This is a genomic window from Pseudomonas sp. 3-2, from assembly GCF_019710535.1.
Lineage (GTDB): Bacteria > Pseudomonadota > Gammaproteobacteria > Pseudomonadales > Pseudomonadaceae > Aquipseudomonas > Aquipseudomonas pharyngis.
Map to the genome: position 1 here is coordinate 6,170,360 of NZ_CP081200.1, position 15,505 is coordinate 6,185,864.

Annotated in this window: 15 protein-coding genes; 4 read left to right on the top strand and 11 right to left on the bottom strand. The window is 61.7% G+C overall.

Annotation, left to right across the window (positions count from 1 at the left end; genetic code table 11):
- Positions 1-57: 57 nt before the first annotated feature.
- Both K3819_RS28115 and K3819_RS28120 read right to left on the bottom strand, forming a co-directional pair.
- Positions 58-639, bottom strand: a complete 582-nt coding sequence (locus tag K3819_RS28115; protein WP_221398318.1) for a mechanosensitive ion channel family protein — start codon at positions 637-639, stop codon at positions 58-60.
- A complete protein-coding gene (locus K3819_RS28120; RefSeq protein WP_085612048.1) occupies positions 639-2,549 on the bottom strand; it encodes an ATP-binding cassette domain-containing protein in 1,911 nt (636 codons plus the stop codon). The genes K3819_RS28115 and K3819_RS28120 overlap by 1 nt, the downstream gene beginning before the upstream one ends.
- A 50-nt stretch (positions 2,550-2,599) precedes the next feature.
- Here K3819_RS28120 and K3819_RS28125 point away from each other — a divergent pair, with 50 nt between their 5' ends.
- Positions 2,600-3,061, top strand: coding sequence for a TIGR02444 family protein (locus K3819_RS28125; RefSeq protein ID WP_221398319.1), 462 nt, complete (start codon positions 2,600-2,602; stop codon positions 3,059-3,061).
- Here the strand turns inward: K3819_RS28125 and K3819_RS28130 are convergent.
- On the bottom strand, positions 3,058-4,278 hold the full coding sequence (locus K3819_RS28130; RefSeq protein ID WP_221398320.1) for an AlgP family protein: 1,221 nt from the start codon (positions 4,276-4,278) through the stop codon (positions 3,058-3,060). The two genes, K3819_RS28125 and K3819_RS28130, sit on opposite strands and share 4 nt — an antisense overlap.
- 192 nt (positions 4,279-4,470) lie before the next feature.
- On the opposite strand from K3819_RS28130, the gene K3819_RS28135 reads away from it, so the two are divergent.
- On the top strand, positions 4,471-5,136 hold the full coding sequence (locus tag K3819_RS28135) for an FKBP-type peptidyl-prolyl cis-trans isomerase (protein ID WP_039765295.1): 666 nt from the start codon (positions 4,471-4,473) through the stop codon (positions 5,134-5,136).
- Between the two features lie 60 nt (positions 5,137-5,196).
- On the opposite strand, the gene K3819_RS28140 is transcribed toward K3819_RS28135, so the two are convergent.
- The 7 genes from K3819_RS28140 to K3819_RS28170 form a co-directional block, all read right to left on the bottom strand.
- The gene (locus K3819_RS28140; protein ID WP_007951863.1) at positions 5,197-5,655 is read right to left on the bottom strand and encodes an Rsd/AlgQ family anti-sigma factor; all 459 of its coding nucleotides are present in this window, start codon (positions 5,653-5,655) and stop codon (positions 5,197-5,199) included.
- A gap of 185 nt (positions 5,656-5,840) precedes the next feature.
- A complete protein-coding gene (locus K3819_RS28145) occupies positions 5,841-6,392 on the bottom strand; it encodes a disulfide bond formation protein B (protein WP_221398321.1) in 552 nt (183 codons plus the stop codon).
- A 221-nt stretch (positions 6,393-6,613) separates the two neighbouring features.
- Positions 6,614-7,852: a heme biosynthesis protein HemY gene (locus K3819_RS28150; protein WP_221398322.1), complete on the bottom strand. Its 1,239-nt coding sequence runs from the start codon at positions 7,850-7,852 to the stop codon at positions 6,614-6,616.
- The gene (locus K3819_RS28155; RefSeq protein WP_085612053.1) at positions 7,849-8,991 is read right to left on the bottom strand and encodes a uroporphyrinogen-III C-methyltransferase; all 1,143 of its coding nucleotides are present in this window, start codon (positions 8,989-8,991) and stop codon (positions 7,849-7,851) included. The genes K3819_RS28150 and K3819_RS28155 overlap by 4 nt, the downstream gene beginning before the upstream one ends.
- 16 nt (positions 8,992-9,007) lie before the next feature.
- Entirely contained in the window at positions 9,008-9,775 is a 768-nt protein-coding gene (locus tag K3819_RS28160) for a uroporphyrinogen-III synthase (protein WP_085612054.1), read from the bottom strand.
- Positions 9,772-10,713: a hydroxymethylbilane synthase gene (hemC, locus tag K3819_RS28165; RefSeq protein ID WP_074690023.1), complete on the bottom strand. Its 942-nt coding sequence runs from the start codon at positions 10,711-10,713 to the stop codon at positions 9,772-9,774. Before hemC ends, K3819_RS28160 begins: the two co-directional genes overlap by 4 nt.
- Before the next feature lie 138 nt (positions 10,714-10,851).
- Positions 10,852-11,598: a LytTR family DNA-binding domain-containing protein gene (locus K3819_RS28170; protein ID WP_039765284.1), complete on the bottom strand. Its 747-nt coding sequence runs from the start codon at positions 11,596-11,598 to the stop codon at positions 10,852-10,854.
- Positions 11,599-12,071: 473 nt separating this feature from the next.
- Between K3819_RS28170 and argH the strand changes: the two genes are divergently transcribed.
- Positions 12,072-13,466: an argininosuccinate lyase gene (gene argH, locus K3819_RS28180; protein ID WP_095049356.1), complete on the top strand. Its 1,395-nt coding sequence runs from the start codon at positions 12,072-12,074 to the stop codon at positions 13,464-13,466.
- 229 nt (positions 13,467-13,695) lie between these two features.
- Positions 13,696-14,658, top strand: a complete 963-nt coding sequence (locus K3819_RS28185) for a transposase (protein ID WP_221397423.1) — start codon at positions 13,696-13,698, stop codon at positions 14,656-14,658.
- Between the two features lie 104 nt (positions 14,659-14,762).
- Here the strand turns inward: K3819_RS28185 and K3819_RS28190 are convergent, their stop codons facing one another.
- Complete coding sequence (locus K3819_RS28190) at positions 14,763-15,422, bottom strand: glutathione S-transferase family protein (RefSeq protein ID WP_221398323.1); 660 nt, start codon at positions 15,420-15,422, stop codon at positions 14,763-14,765.
- Between the last annotated feature and the right edge of the window lie 83 nt (positions 15,423-15,505).

The window sequence follows — 15,505 nt, forward strand, 5'->3', positions numbered from 1 at the left end:
TGACCACCGATTTTTTGCAGGATGTTGCGGGCGCCGACCAATGTGGCCGGCGTCCGATCACTTTTCGAAACCGCTGGAAGGGAACACATCAGTGCCGCGCCAGCGGCGCACCGAACGCTGGAAGAACAGGCTGTTGGGCACCTGCACCATGGCGCTGCCGGTGCCGAGTTCTTCGGCTTCGATCAGCGTGGTGTAGAGCAGATTGATCGCCACCACCCGGCCTTTGACGCCGGGCTTGTCGGTGGTGTCCACCAGTTCGACGACGTCGCCGAGACGGAACGGGCCAACGGTGAAGATCAGAATCGCGCAGAGCAGGTTCGACAGCACGCTCCACATGGCGAAGAACGCCACCGCCGCCACCGCGACGAAGCCCGACAGCGCGGTCCAGAGCACCGTGGCCGACACCCCGAGACGCTCCAGCACAAAGATCAGCGCACTGCCCATGATCAGCCAGCGCAGACCGCCGCGCAGCGGCATCAGCAACTGCGGCGGGAACGGATACTTCTCGCCCAGGCGAGTCAGGAATCGGGCGACGACGCGCTGGGCGAAGTAGCCGGCCAACAGAATCAGCAGAATCTGCACACCGAGCCAGATCGGCTCGGCCCACATCGCCGGCAATGGAAGTCTGAAGGCGTCCATCAGGACAACGCCTCCAGCTCCGCCTGCATGCTTTCCAGCGTTTCCAGGGCTTGCATCCATGCTTCTTCAAGTTCGCCTTCGCGGACTTTCAGCTTGGCCTGTTCGGCCAGCAGGTCACGCAATTCGTTCTTGCGCGCCGGCTCGTAGAGGTCGCTGTCGCCGAGGCTGGCATCGACCTTCGCCAGTTTCTCGTGCAGCTTGCCGAGCTCGGCTTCGAGCTTGTCAGCCTCGCGCTTGTGCGGCGCCAGTTGCTGACGCAACGCAGCGGCAGCCTGACGCTGGGCCTTCTTGTCGGTCTTGTCCGGGTTGACCGGTGTGTTGCTGACCGGGGCGTTGCGCTGACGGTACTCGACCAGCCAACGGGCGTAGTCCTCAAGGTCGCCGTCGAACTCCTCGACCTTGCCGTCCGCGACCAGGAAGAAGTTGTCGGTGGTGCTCTTGAGCAGATGCCGATCGTGGGAAACCACCAACACCGCGCCGCTGAATTCCTGCAACGCCATGGTCAGCGCCAGGCGCATTTCCAGGTCGAGGTGGTTGGTCGGTTCGTCGAGCAGCAGCAGGTTCGGCCGTTCCCATGCGATCAGCGCCAAAGCCAGACGAGCCTTTTCGCCACCGGAGAAATTCAGCACCGGTTCGTCGATCCGTGCGCCGCGGAAGTCGAAACCACCAAGGAAATCGCGCAGGGTCTGCTCGCGCTCGGTCGGCGCCAGACGCTGCAAGTGCAGCAACGGGCTGGCCTTGGAATCCAGCGAGTCGAGCTGATGCTGGGCGAAGTAACCAACCACAGTGTTCTCACCGCGAGTCAGGCGCCCGGCCAGTGGTTCGAGTTCGCCGGCAAGGTTCTTGATCAGGGTCGACTTGCCCGCGCCGTTGGGGCCGAGCAAGCCGATCCGCGCGCCGGGGGTCAGTTGCAGCTTGACCTTCTCCAGCACGGTTTTCTCGCCGTAACCCAGGCGCGCATCGGACAGGTCGATCAGCGGGCTGGAGATCTTGGTCGACTCGCGGAACACGAAGTCGAACGGCGAATCGACGTGGGCCGCCGACAGCTCTTCCATGCGCTCCAGCGCCTTGATCCGGCTCTGGGCCTGACGGGCCTTGGTGGCCTGGGCCTTGAACCGGGCGATGTAGCTTTCCATGTGCGCACGCTGCGCCTGCTGCTTCTCGTAGGCCTGTTGCTGCTGGGCCAGACGTTCGGCACGGGCGCGTTCGAACGCGGTGTAGCCGCCACGGTAGAGCGTCAGCTTGCGCTGATCGACGTGGGCCACGTGATCGACGACTTCATCGAGGAAATCGCGGTCGTGGGAAATCAGCAGCAAGGTGCCGGGGTAACTTTTCAGCCACTCTTCGAGCCAGATGATGGCGTCGAGGTCCAAGTGGTTGGTCGGCTCGTCGAGCAGCAACAGGTCCGATGGGCACATCAAAGCCTGCGCAAGGTTCAGACGCATCCGCCAGCCACCGGAGAAATCTCCTACCTGACGATCCATCTGCTCGTTGGTGAAACCGAGGCCGGCGAGCAGCTTGCGCGCCCGCGCATCGGCGGTGTAGCCGTCGGCGCTGTCGAGTTCGGCGTGCAGGCGGGCCAGCGCGGTGCCGTCGTGGGCCTCTTCGGCTGCCGCGAGCTCGCGCTGCACTTCGCGCAGGCGCAGGTCACCGTCGAGCACATAGTCGACCGCCAGGCGCTCGAGCGTGTCGACCTCCTGGCGCATGTGGGCGATACGCCAGTCGGCCGGCAGCAGGCAGTCGCCCGAGTCCGGGTGCAACTCACCGCGGAGCAAGGCGAACAGGCTGGATTTGCCGGCGCCGTTGGCACCGATGAGGCCGGCTTTGTGGCCGGCGTGCAGGGTCAGCTCGGCGTCTTCTAGCAGACGTTGCGGGCCACGCTGTAAAGTCAGGTTCTGAAGTCGGATCATAATGGCGGCGGAGTCTACCAGCTTCCCCCGCAACTGGCGCGAGTAGCACGATGTCCTCTGACCTGTGGAGCTTTGCCCTTGCCGTCTACGCCCGTCCCGGCGTGGAGGATGCCTGCCTGCGCCTGCAATCGGCGGGGGCCAACGTGTGCCTGATGCTGTGCGGTTTATGGCTGGAACAACGCGATGCCACCTGCAACGAGGTGCGAGCCCGGCAACTTCTTGAACTGACAGAGCCTTGGGACCGGGAGGTGGTGCAACCGTTGCGCACATTGCGCATGCAGTGGAAAGCGCTGGCCGAAACCGATCCGGTGCTCAAGGGGATGCGCGAGCAGATCAAGGGACTGGAACTGGAAGCGGAACGTGCTCTGCTGTCGCGACTGGAAGGCGCCGCACAAGGCTGGAAGCGGAATTCGAAGGAATCGAGTGACTGGCTGGAAGTGCTGGCCGGCCCTGCGGCCAACCTGAACCGCGACGCGCTGCAAGTGCTGCGCGTCGCGGCGACCGGCGCTTAGGAAGCGCTGGACGGGTTGCTGGCGACGCTCGACACCGGCGCCGACGATGGCGTGGTTGCGGTGGTCGAGGTAGTGGCGGCCGGTGCAGGTGCAGCGGTCGCAGCCGGAGTTGCCGGTGCGGCAGGTTTGGCAGCAGGAGCAGCGGTCGGTTTTACTGCAGCGGGTTTCGCGGCAGCCGGCTTGGCAGCGGCAGGTTTTTTCACCGCAGGTTTTGCAGCAGGTTTTGCAGCAGGTTTCGCTGCTGGCTTGGCGGCCGGTTTAGCGGTGGTCGCTGGCTTGGCGGCGGTCGTTGCAGGCTTGGCGGCGGCAGCCGGTTTGGCGGCTGGTTTTACAGCGGGTTTGGCCGCAGCTTTTACCGCAGGCTTGGCCGCTGGTTTCACTGCCGCTTTGGGAGCAGGTTTGGCAGCAACCGGTTTGGCAGCGGTTTTCGCCGCAGGCTTGGCAGCAGCTGTTTTGGCGGCTGGTTTAGCGGCGGCTTTAACGGCTGGTTTTGCTGCCGGCTTGGCGGCTGGCTTGGCAGCAGGTTTCGCAGCGGCAGTTCTCGCTGGAGCCGCTTTCGCAGCAGCAGTTCTCGCCGCAGGTTTGGCGGCTGGTTTTGCAGCAGCCGGCTTGGCGGCAGCGGGTTTGGCCGCTGTGGTTTTGGCCGCAGGTTTAGCAGCGCTGGCGGCTGCGGGTTTCTTCGCGGCTGGTTTTGCAGCGGCTTTCACTGGCGCTTTTGCAGGGGCTTTTGCAGGGGCTTTTGCAGGAGCCTTGGCCGGTGCTTTTGCAGCAGGTTTGGCGGCTGCTTTTTTCGCAGGTGCCGCTGCCGGTTTGGCCGAACGCAGGGACAACGCCTTGCCAACAGCCTCTTGAACACGACCGACACCCTGGGCCAGTTTCAGGCTTTCCTGGGCATCGCGCTTGAGTTGCAGAATGTAGCTGCGGGTGTCGGACTGACGTTCCTTCAGCGCATCGAGCAGGTCTTCGAGTTCCTTCACGGCAGCCTTGGCCTTGGTCTGCGCCTTGGCTTTACCGGCTGCTGCTGCGTCCTGCAGTTTGGTGCGGGACTTGTGCAGTTTTTCTTGCGCCTTGCCGCGTTGCTTTTCCAGTTTGGCGAGCAGTTTTTCAGCATCAGCCAAGGCTTGGGAGCAAGCGTTTTCCAGATGCTCGAGCAGGCTGCCCGAGAGTTGTTGGAGTAAATGCAACGGAGTGTTTACAGGCTTCTTGGTGGCCGACATGGTTTACCTCCTGGCTGACGTGAGTGCGGCTCATACTAGACCTCTGCTGCTACCGCCGCTAGGGCATGTTGACAGTATCGAAAGCACTCGGTTGCAGGGTTGCAAAAAACTTCTGCGCATTGGCAAAAGCAGTTCACCGTTGCAGACGTTCGCGCTGGCATAATCCACCGCAATTCAGGATGGAGAGTGCCCATGTCGCGCTACTTTTTTTTATCCCTCTGCATGATTTTTTCCGTGGCTCAGGCCGACGAAAAAACGACGGCGAATGACGCTCACGATCTGGCTTACAGCCTCGGCGCCAGCCTCGGCGAACGACTGCGTCAGGAAGTGCCGCAGCTGCAGATCCAGGCGTTGATCGAAGGTCTGCAGCAGGCCTATCAAGGCAAGCCGCTGGCACTGAGCGAGGCTCGCATCGAGCAGATCCTCGCCGATCACGAATCGCAGACGGCCGAGCAGGCGGCGATGCCTTCGACTGAAGCCGCGATGGAAAACGAGCGACGTTTTCTCACCGCCGAAAAAGCCAAACCGGGTGTAAAGGAGCTGGCCGACGGCATCCTGCTGACCGAGCTTGCGCCGGGGAATGGCACGAAGGCCGGCCCGGATGGAAAAGTGCAGGTGCTGTACATCGGCCGACTGCCGGACGGCACCGTGTTCGATCAGAACAGCCAGCCGCAGTGGTTCAATCTCGACAGCGTGATCGCCGGCTGGCGCACCGCGCTGCAAAACATGCCGGTCGGCGCGAAGTGGCGTCTGGTGATTCCATCGGATCAGGCTTATGGCGCCGACGGTGCAGGCGACTTGATCGCGCCGTTCACACCGCTGGTGTTCGAAGTGGAATTGCGCGGCGCGACCAGTTGATCGCCCAATAAAAAACGGTGCGTTTGGGGCGCACCGTTTCTGTGTCTTGCGAGGTTCGTTTCAGGCCTGAACCGAATCCTCTTCCTTGTGTGCGGTATGCAGCACTTCGATCAGGCAGTCTTCCAGTTCGAAGCGCTCGTGGAGCAGGCCGCCCAGCTCCTTGAATTTCTCCGCAACGCATTTGCCTTCATCACAAAGGTCGTTGAACGCGAGCAGCTTTTCGGTGATGACATCGATCCGCGGATAGATCGTCTCGGCCAGTTCCAGGCCGCGCTTGTCATTGAAGGCCTTGGCCTCGCCCGTCAGCTGTTCGTAGATTTCGAAGTGCCCGGCCGAGACGTAATCGACCAGCACACCGCAGAATTCCTGCAAAGGCTTTCGATCCTCGGACAGCGCCTGAGGTTTGGCGCCCAGCTTGTCATAGGCAGCGATCAATTCCTCACGCTCCTGCAGCCAGCGGTCGATCAGCAGATGAACTCCACCCCAACGTTCCTGAGCATTCTGACAACTTTCGAGCATGGTGATCTCTCTTCCCTTGTGGGTCATGCTGCCCTACACCCGCGCCTCTTCTTGTGGCTATTGCTTTGAGAGGCGGCCGGGCAGAGCGTCATCGAGCAACACAATTCCAATGACACGTGCGGGCCAGATTATGCCCGCACGCCTATGGCTTCAAGGTACGCAGGAGAGAAAGTTCATACAAGTGTTTAATCCCTGACCAGCGCCGGGTGCGACGGTTGGCCGCTAAGTGGTCGCTGTAAAGCCATCCAGACCTGTCGCAGCAACTGGTAAGCGGCAAGGATCGACATCCCCACGAAGAACAGCAGGCTCCACTCCGGAATGCTCAAATCGAACAGTGTCCAGGACAACTCCGTGCAATCGGCAGTGTCGTTGAACATACGCATCAGTGCGCATAACCACGGCAGGCTGCTGAACATTTCCTCCGGCCCTGGCCCGCAATGCGCCAGCCTTTGCAGGGAATCACTTTGCAACAGTACTTGTCGCCAGGCCGCCGTCATCCCGCCAAGACTGGTCAGCAACGCCATCATCCAGTACAGCGACAGACCGACACGCTGCGGCCCATGGACCGCCGCCACACCACAAAAAGTGGTGAGCATACACATGAACAGACGCTGGACCAGACACAGGCTGCAGGGCACCAGACCGACCGCGTATTCGAGGTAATAAGAAGCTCCCAGGGCCAGAATCCCCGCAGTGAAAGCCATAAAGAACAGGGAGCGTGAGCAGGCCAACGACATGGCTTATCCGTAACAATAAAGACAGGCAGTTACGGTAGAGGAAAGCGCCTCGGGCTTTCAAGGCAGGTCACTGGCGACACTTCATCAGAAGTGTAGGGAAATCCCGACAGGCACCGAAGGATTCGGTGTAGCCCATTGTAGGATTTTGCTCGGGAGAGGATTTACCGGTAACAATTCAGTCACCGGGAAAGAAATGGAGGAGCAACGCTCCCCCTTTCTGATCATGCTCGAGCGGCTACCGGCAATGGTGCAGCCAGCAGGCGCTCATCCAGCATACCGAGCCCTTCCTGGAACAGCAGATTGCTGCGCTCGGTGTCACCGAGCCGGGCCAGCAGACGCGCCAACTCGGCGCACGCTTCCGGATTGCGCTGCACTCGCAGACTGCTTTCCAGGTAGTCCCGCGCCTTGCCCCACAGACTGGCTTGCAGGCACAGGCGTCCCAGCGTCAGCAGCAAGCTGGCATCGCCCGGATGATCCTTGAGCCATCCCTCGGCTGTCTGCAACTGACGCGCCGGATCGCTGCCACGCACCAGACCGTAAAGGCGCGCCAGATGACTGTCGTACTTGCGCTTGAGCGCCGTGCGCAGCACTTCTTCCGCTTCGACCTGAGCACCCAGCTGGCGCAGCTGCTCGGCGTAGGCCAGCACCAGTGCCGGCTCCTGGCGCTGGGCAGAAGTCAGTTGCTGCCAGGCGCGGTTGAGCGACTGTAAACCGACTGCGCCGTCCTCTTCACGCTGGGCCGCGAGGGACAGGTTTTCCCCCCAGGCGCGACGTTCGAGTTCGGTCAGTTCGGCCGGTGGCAAGACTTTGTCCTTGCGCAGCTCCGGCAACAGCCGAATCACGGACGACCAGTCACCGCGCTGCTGATGCAGGCGCTGCAACTGGCGCAAGGTCTGGGCATTGTGCGGATGGCGCTCGTGCATCGCCTGCAAGGTGATCAGCGCCCCATCGGTATCGCCACGATCGGTCTGCAACTGCGCATGGCTTAGGGCGATCGCCAGCTCGGCCTGCGGCTGACGCTCGAGGGCGCGTTCCAGCAGGCGATCGCTTTCCTCGTAATGACCTTGTTCGTTGGCGGCGCGGGCGGCGCCCAGGTAATACAGCAACGGTTGACGCTCGGCTTCGGCGGCCCGGTAAAGATGACGCTGGGCGCTGGCCCAGCGCCCTTCGGCCAGGTCGAGCTGACCATGCTCGATCGCCACCTGCACACGGCGGCTGCGGTTACGACGCGACCACGGATTGACCACTCCGCCGGAGGTCAGTACCAGCTCGACCAGCGCCTTGATGCCCCAGACCAGCAGCCAGAGCACCGCCACCACCGCCAGGGTCGCCCAAAGGCTCGATTCATAACGAAAGCTTTTGTAGGCGACCAGCACGTAACCGGAATGCTCGGCAATCGCCAGGCCCAGCGCCGCCGTCGCCGCGATCACCAGAAACACGATCACATACAGGCGCTTCATGGTGTCGCCTCCTGCGCGGTGCTGGCAGCCGGTTTGGCGAAGGGTTTCACCGAGTCTTCGGCGTTGACGTTGCGGCGCTCCAGATAGGCCTGCACCGCACTTAAGGTTCCAGCGAGATCCGGCGTGTTGACGGTAACCGGTTGCTTGCTCAATTCCGCGACCTGCTCGAGCATGATTTTGCTCTGCGGGTTGTCCGGATTGAAGTTGCCCGTGAGGACGTCACGCGCTTCGGCCAGCGCCTGGGTGTACACCGGCGCCTGACCGTTGAGCGCAGCCCATTGCGCCTGCTCGAGCGAAAGGCTCAGGGCCAGGCGCACCTGGCTCAGGCTCTGGCCTGCAAGCAGCGGCCGGACGTTTTTGTCAGCGTTGAAATCGATGCGGATGTAGCGCGATATCTGATCCCACCACTGCGCCCAGCGACTGGCGCCGTCGCCATCGGAGGTCAGGCCCAGCAGTGAATCGCCGCGATCCTTGTATTCCGGCGCCAGCTCGGTGAGGCCGACGACCTGATCGCGCAAGGCGCCCAGGCGCAGGAACAGCCCGGTGCGATCCGGCTGCTCGGTACTGCGCAGCGCTACCAGGGTTTTCGCCACTTGCTCGCGGGCGGCGAACGAGCCGGGATCATTCTGCTCGCGCAGGATTTCATCGGCACCCTGAACTAGCGCCTGGGCGCTGCTGATGTCCTGCAGGGCGGAAAGACGCAGGCTGGCCAGCCGCAGCAAGTGCTCGGCCTCGGCCAGCCGCCAGTCCTTGCGGCTGGCGCCGAGGACCGTTTCCAGACGCTGGTTGAGGCGTTGCTGATCGCCCTGAAGCTGGGTCACTAGACGCTGGCGTTCGGCAAGTTCATCGGCACCGGGCAATTGCCCGAGGCGCTCGGTCAGTCGTTGCTCGTTGAGCTTCAGGGTCTGTGCCTGATCGTTCAACGCCTGAACCTGATTCAACTGATTCTGAGTGCTGGTCTGCAGGTGTCGCACCTGCCACACACCCCAGCCACCCACCGCAACACCGGCAGCGCCGAGCAGCAGCGCGAGTATGGCCAATCCGTTGCCTCGGCGCGGTTCCGCGGCCGGTGGCGGTGCATCAACCGGTGCATCGATCACAGGTTGAACGTCATCTTTAGGCAAGGCTGTTTCGCTCACGTATCCATCCTTTGCATTAGAGAACGGGCACGGGATGCTCCCGTAACGCCGTCAGCAAGGCCGCGGCACTGGCGCCGCGACAATCCACAACTGTTCGGGCCCCGGCGGCACTGGCCTGCTCGGCAACCCTTGGGCTTGGAACAAACAACGGCAGCCGCGCAAGTGCAGGCCAGCTGTCGCCCGCCAGTTGGCGCAGGTGCTCAAAACCCTGTCCACTGCTGACCACCAGCCCGTTCAGGCGTTCCGCTGCAATCCTGCGGGGCAGCTCCTGCGGCGGATAGTCCGGCAGGTCGCGACGGTACAACTCCAAGTATTCGACACTAGCACCAAGCGCGCGCAGGCGCTCGGCCAGCAGCTCGCGTCCGCCCTCCCCACGCAGAATCAACACCTGCGAACCGGGCACGACCACCGCCTCAAGCAGACGCGGCAATTGCAGCAAGGCCTCGCTGTCGTCACCCGCGTCCGGGAAGCTCACATCCAGCCCCCGATCCCGAAGGATAGCGGCGGTCGCTGCACCCACACTGAACCACGGCATCGTAGGAGTCGCCAGGCCCAAAGAGTCGAGCAGATCCACCGCGATCCGCGCCGCTGGCTTGCTGACCACGATCACTGCGCTGTAACGCGGCAGTTGCGTGATTGTGCGGCGCATTGTGTCAGAGACCGGCAGTGGCGCGATTTCCAAAAGCGGCAGACAGCTGCTGAAAAACCCTTGTTCGGCCAGCACGGCGGCGAGCGCCGAGCAGTCTTCCGCCGGGCGCGTCAGCAGCAGGCGCCAGGCGGTCACTCGTGACCTGCCTCGCCGTAGACTGCCTTGAGAATATCGTCGGCGCCCTGGCTCAGCAGGTCTTCGGCCACCTGCACACCCAGGGTCTCGGCTGCCGCACGCGGCGCACGGGCTTGCGCGCTGAGCAGCTTGCCGCCACTCGGCTCGCCCACCAGACCGCGCAGCCACAACTGATCGCCCTCGAGCACGGCGTAGCAGGCGATCGGCACCTGGCAGCCGCCATTCAGATGTTTGTTGAGGGCACGCTCGGCGGTGACACGGTCAGCGGTGTCGGCGTGATGCAGGGGCGCGAGCAAGGCGTGGATTTCAGTGTCGGCGCTGCGGCATTCGATACCGACGGCGCCCTGCCCACCGGCCGGCAGGCTGTCATCGACGCTGATGGCCGAGGTGATGCGATCTTCGAAACCGAGGCGGATCAGGCCCGCTGCCGCGAGGATGATCGCGTCGTACTCGCCGGCGTCGAGCTTGGCCAGACGGGTGTTGACGTTGCCACGCAGGAAACGGATCTCGAGATCCGGACGGCGCGTCAGCAACTGCGCCTGACGCCGCAGGCTGGAGGTACCGACGATGCTGCCGGCAGGCAACGCATCGAGGCTGGAATACGTATTGGAGACAAACGCGTCACGGGGATCTTCGCGCTCGCAGATGCAGAACAGACCGAGGCCTTCGGGGAAATCCATCGGCACGTCTTTCATCGAATGCACGGCGATGTCGGCTTCGTTTTCCAGCAGCGCGGTTTCCAGTTCCTTGACGAACAGGCCCTTGCCACCGATTTTCGACAGGGGCGAATCGAGCAGCTTGTCGCCGCGACTGACCATGGGCACCAGCGTCACCAGCAGGCCCGGGTGGGATGCTTCAAGACGGGCTTTGACGTATTCGGCCTGCCAGAGGGCCAGAGCACTTTTGCGGGTGGCGATGCGGATTTCGCGAGAGGACATGGATCAATCCGTACTGAATAGATACGGCGGATAATAACAGCTCAGCCAAATCCACTTTGACCTGAATCAGATACGGCGTGGCCTCCCTGGCCTGCAATGCCTGGTGAAATGAACAAAGAACCGCCCGGAGCCTGCGGACTAAAGCCCCTGCATCATTTTGCGCACACCCGCCACATGTCGACGGCTGACAATCAGCGCGTCACCGTTGAGGCCCTTGAGGAACAACTGGAAGTGGCCCAGCGGTGTGCGTTGCAGTCGCTCGATGCGGTCGCGGGCGACCAGCGCATTGCGGTGAATCCGCACGAAGCGCTCGCCGAATTCGTCTTCCAGCGCCTTGAGCGGCTCATCCAGAAGGACTTCGCCAGCTTCGTGGCGCAAGGTCACGTATTTGTGGTCGGCAATGAAGTACACCACCTGATCCAGCGGAATCAGTTCGATGCCTTTGCGGGTCCGGGCGCTGATGTGGCTGCGCGGGCCGTTACCGCTTTCGGCGGCAGGACGGGTCAGGGCCGAGAGTTGGGCCCGGTTGGGACGTTCAGCCCGTTTCAGGGCGTCATGCAGATGTTCGGTTCGCACGGGTTTCACCACATAGCCCACGGCGCTGGCCTGCAGGGCTTCCACGGCAAATTCATCGGGACCTGCGCAAAACACCACGGCTGGCGGGGTTTCGCGTTCGCACAGACGGGCAGCCACCTGCAGGCCATCGAGGCCCGGCATGCGGATATCGAGCAGTACGATATCCGGCTTGTGGCTGTCGATCAGTGCCAACGCCTCTTCGCCATTGGTGGCGCTGGGCTCCAGGATTGTGTAGCCCTCGAGCTCGCTCACCATTCGGCTGAGTCGCTCGCGGGCCAGTGGTTCGTCATCAACGATCAGGACATTCATATTGCGCTGGATTCCTGCGTGAGTCTCGCACAAGGATAGCGTAGACAAGTGGAGTGACGTCCGTCACCGCGATCCACGCTAAGACTAGCGCGAGCGCCAAAAAGTGCCGTACGTCGGCCGGCAATATTTGCCGACACCTGCAACGTACCGCCCGACGCCCGTCGCCGACTGCGTTTTACGCAGGGTATGCCAATGGCCAATACACCCACCCCTCTCTCTTCTTATAGTCGGTGGCCGGATCTTTGCCCGATCCGTGGTCACCCGACCCCTATGTCCTACTGTAGACGCTCGTCGGGCCGATATTGCTCAATCGAAAAATATCCTTGCGCAAATCCCCCGGGGACGCCGACAACTATGGCGGAGCGAATGAGAAAAAAACGTATCGACCAGTGTCAGCGACAGGATTGGCAACCCTGTTATTATCCGCGCCAGCGTTTCACGCCTTCTTTCTTCAAGCCGATACGAGCGAATTCATGAGCACTGACAAGACCAATCAGTCCTGGGGCGGCCGCTTCAGTGAACCCGTCGACGCCTTCGTCGCCCGCTTCACCGCCTCCGTCACTTTCGACCAGCGCCTGTATCGCCACGACATCATGGGCTCGATCGCCCACGCCACCATGCTGGCCAAGGTCGGTGTGCTGACGGATGCCGAGCGCGACAGCATCATCGATGGCCTGAAGACCATCCAGGGCGAAATCGAGGCCGGCCAGTTCGACTGGCGCGTCGACCTCGAAGACGTGCACATGAACATCGAAGCACGCCTGACCGACCGCATCGGCGTCACCGGCAAGAAGCTGCACACCGGCCGCAGCCGCAACGACCAGGTCGCCACCGACATCCGCCTGTGGCTGCGTGACGAAATTGACCTGATCCTGGCCGAGATCACCCGCCTGCAAAAAGGCCTGCTGGAGCAGGCCGAGCGTGAAGCCGCCAGCATCATGCCGGGCTTCACCCACCTGCAGACCGCTCAGCCGGTGACCTTCGGGCACCACATGCTGGCCTGGTTCGAAATGCTCAGCCGCGACTACGAGCGCCTGGTCGACTGCCGCAAGCGCACCAACCGCATGCCGCTGGGCAGCGCCGCGCTGGCCGGCACCACTTACCCGATCGACCGCGAATACACCGCGCAGTTGCTGGGCTTCGACGCCGTCGGCGGCAACTCGCTGGACAACGTGTCCGACCGTGACTTCGCCATCGAATTCTGCTCGGCCGCGAGCATCGCGATGATGCACCTGTCGCGCTTCTCCGAAGAGCTGGTGCTGTGGACCAGCGCACAGTTCCAGTTCATCGATCTGCCGGACCGGTTCTGCACCGGCAGCTCGATCATGCCGCAAAAGAAAAACCCGGATGTTCCGGAGCTGGTACGTGGCAAGACCGGCCGCGTGTTCGGCGCCCTGATGGGCCTGCTGACCCTGATGAAAGGCCAGCCGCTGGCCTACAACAAGGACAACCAGGAAGACAAGGAACCGCTGTTCGACGCCGCCGACACCCTGCGCGACTCGCTGCGTGCCTTTGCCGACATGATCCCGGCGATCAAACCGAAACACGCGATCATGCGCGAAGCGGCGCTGCGCGGTTTCTCCACCGCCACCGACCTGGCCGACTACCTGGTTCGCCGTGGCCTGCCGTTCCGTGATTGCCACGAGATCGTCGGCCACGCGGTGAAGTACGGCGTCGACACCGGCAAAGATCTGGCGGAAATGAGCCTGGAAGAACTGCGCCAGTTCAGCGACCAGATCGAGCAGGACGTGTTTGCCGTGCTGACCCTGGAAGGTTCGGTAAATGCCCGTGACCACATCGGCGGCACTGCGCCGGCGCAGGTCAAGGCTGCCGTGGTTCGCGGTCAGGCGCTGATCGCCAGCCGCTAAAAGTCAAAGCTTCGCGAGCAAGCTCGCTTGTATGTTTAGACTTGAAGGGGTGGGCGGGACTAAAAGCTCGATTCCGACTCTAGCCAGTACGGACCGTGGGAGACTTCTCGTCCCGCCCTTTCTACCTAAAGCGCCGATAAGGAATTCATCGGTAAAACCGACGATAGAGGCAAGCCAGCGCTACGGTAGACCCCGACAAGCTCTTAAACCCTAGCTCCGAGGATTCGTCATGACAATCCTTACCTCGCCAACGGTGATTGGTGTCGATGTGGCCAAGGCCGAAATCGTCGTTTATCGCGAAGATCTGAAAATCATCCAGGCCATCAACAACGACCGCACATCTGTAGGTCATTGGCTGAAGACCCTGCCCGCCCAAAGCTCAATCGCCCTGGAAGCCACTAATCTCTACCACCTGGACACGGCCGAACTGGCCCATGGTATGGGGCATCGGGTTTACATCGTGGACCCTTACCGGGTGAGCCATTACCGCGAAAGCATCGGTCAGCGTGCAAAAACCGACCCTTGTGATGCACGTCTTCTGGCGCGTTATCTAACCAGTGAACAGCATCGGCTGCGGGTCTGGAACCCACCACCGCGGCACTACACAGTGTTGAAAAGTCTGCTTAACAAGCGTGCACAGCTGATGAAGGTCCGAGTCAGTATCAAGCTGAGCTGGTCAACCGAACCTCTTCTTGAAGATCTTTTGGCCGATGGGTTGAAGCATTTCAAACAGCTGGATCAGGCCATTCAGGAGTTGCTTCGTAAAGTCAGCCAAGAAGCCGGAATTAGTGAAAACATCAGACGCTGCAAAGCGATTGAAGGAGTTGGTGAACTCACGGCAACGGGCCTGGCAACTACATACATGCGAGGTGAGTTCGCCAGCGCCGATGCGTTCATCGCCTTTCTGGGAATGGACTTGAAGGCAAAAGACTCAGGTAAGAAACACAGTCCTCGCCACTTGAGCAAAAAAGGTGACGGGGAATTACGGCGTCTTGCACACAATGCAGCTATGGCAGCTTGTCGGTCCCCTGTCTGGAAACCGTTCTATGAGTCCTATCTGGCAAGAGGTCTAGCCAGAACCCAAGCCTTGGTCATCCTCGCCCGCAAGCTTTGCCGGGTGGCATTCGCCCTCATGAAAAACCAGAGCGAATACCAACCGAATTTAAGGTTGCAGGGTTCCCCTGCAACATAGAATCTCCCACATCTGATCTGCTGCGAACACCGAACAGGTGTCCAATCGAGATCAAGTGTGGGAGCGGGCTTGCTCGCGAAAGCTATCTCGAAAACTCCAAAAAATTACTTCTTCGCTGCGATCATCGCCAAAAACGCCGGCATCGCCGCATCCTTGTCCGCCGCAATCTTCTGCACGTGCGGATTCTGCTCAAGCCGCTCCAGCAGTGCCTTGGCCTTCGGCATCTCCGCCAGCAAATCCAGACCGAACAGCTTGTGCCCCACCGCAACTGCCAACGGCACGCTGTAGAGGAAGTACAAATCCGCAATAGTCAGGCTGTCGCCCGCCACATACGGAGCGAACTTGCCGTGACGTGCCAGCGCCGCGAAACCCAGCAGCAATTCAGCCTTGGTTTTCTCCTTGATCGCCTCCGGGAGTGCCATGCCAAAAAACGCCTCGCCATAGCAGGCACGGGCCGGCAGCTCGATATACAGCTCGATTTCCTTGGCCACTGCCAGCACCTGAGCTCGGGCAAACGGCTCGGCCGGCAGCAGTGGAGCACCCTTCTGGGTGCTTTCGAGGTATTCGAGCATCACCATCGTTTCATTGATGTAACCACCTTCAGCCCCCAGCACCGGCACCTTGCCGCGCGGGCTGATGGCCAGGGACTCCGGCGTTGGCGTCGGGTAGAACGTGACCTCTTCGAACGGCAGGTCTTTTTCCAGCAGCGCCAGCTTGACCATGTTGTAGTAGTTGCTGACGGAGAATCCATAGAGTTTGAACATCACATAGCCTCCAGGCCGTGCGGGGTGGGCAGTGCCTGTTTATAGATCGCCCCGGGTATTCGTGCCAGCAGCATCACGCTGAT